Annotated in this window: 1 protein-coding gene and 1 pseudogene; both read left to right on the forward strand. The window is 65.8% G+C overall.

Annotated features, from left to right (window positions below):
• Positions 1-87 precede the first annotated feature (87 nt).
• Positions 88-960: a tyrosine-type recombinase/integrase gene (locus IEX31_RS18395; protein WP_444541796.1), complete on the forward strand. Its 873-nt coding sequence runs from the start codon at positions 88-90 to the stop codon at positions 958-960.
• A pseudogene (locus tag IEX31_RS18400) lies at positions 953-1,285 on the forward strand (hypothetical protein); the annotation flags it as partial. The gene IEX31_RS18395 and the pseudogene IEX31_RS18400, both read left to right, overlap by 8 nt.

Consider the following 1,285-nt stretch of genomic DNA (forward strand, 5'->3'; position numbering starts at 1 on the left):
GCCGAGATCGCGGTGTTCTGTTCGGATCACGGGGTATCCCACGTTCGTCGGTTCGCGCCGCCGCCGGTGATGGTTCTGATGAGCGTGATGCGGCCGGATTGCGTACCGTCAAAGACCACAGCGCCGGACGATTCGCTGCCGCCGGAGTGCGAAGAAGTGTTGGCGTCCTTCGCCGGGTATCTTCGTGGCGAACGGGCGTTGGCGGCCACGACGACGGCCCTGTATCTGTATCAGTTGCGTCGGTTCGCGAAGTGGTTCGTGTTACGCGTCGGGCTGGATCTGGCGACGATGACGATTGCTGCGGTTGATCAGTTCTATCTCGATCAGACCGGGATACGGTCTACGTCCTCTGCCCGTTCGTCCACGATCGCATTGCGGGCGTTTTCTCGATGGCTGTTTCTGAGTGGCCGCTCGGCGGTGAACCTGTCAACTGCGATCGCCACCGTCAAGGATGCTTCGCAGAATGATCTACCGAAAGCGTTGCCCGCCGTCGAGGTCGCCACCTTGCTCGCCGTGAGAATGTCGGTGAGAGACAGGGCGATCGTGCTGTTGCTGGTCCGGCTTGGTCTGCGGGCAAACGAGGTCGCCAGGTTGCGGATGGACGATATCAACTNGGCCGCGTACCTGTCCGAGCATCGGCGGGTGGGCTCGCCGTACCGGGAAGTGTTCCTTGGCACCTACACCCCGAATCGCCCGTTGAGTCGTTCCGCCGTCACCGGGGTCATCAGCTACCTCGCCAGGCGCGCCGGGATCGCCGGACGTGTCGGCGCGCACCGGCTGCGGCACAGCGCGGCAACGGCGGTGCTGGCCGGCGGGGGGACGCTGGCCGAGGCGGGGCAGCTTCTGCGTCACCGCAGCGCGCAGTCCACGATGATCTACGCCAGGACCGACCAGGTCTCGTTGGCGCAACTCGCCCGGCCGTGGCCAGTGGCCACGGCCCAGGAGAACGTTCATGAATGAGCGGTTACGCGCCAGCGCCGCCGACTATCTGCTGCTGCGCAGCCTGCGCGGATACCAGCCAGGCGACCAACCCTGGTTGCTCCGGGACTACCTGGCCTTCCTGGACCAGCAGGGTCTCACCACGATCAGAATCACGAACGCGTTGGCGTGGGCGTGCCTGCCGGAAGGCGCCGGTCCCCGGTGGCGCAGCCAAAGACTCGCGGTCATCCGGCTGTTCGCCGCACACCTCCACGCCAGCGACCCCGACCTGGCAGAACTGATTCCGGCTGGGTTGCTGCCGGCCCGGACGATCCGGCCGGCACCATACCTCTACAGCGCCGAGCAG

It is taken from the genome of Agromyces bauzanensis (assembly GCF_014645655.1).
GTDB lineage: Bacteria > Actinomycetota > Actinomycetes > Actinomycetales > Microbacteriaceae > Agromyces > Agromyces bauzanensis.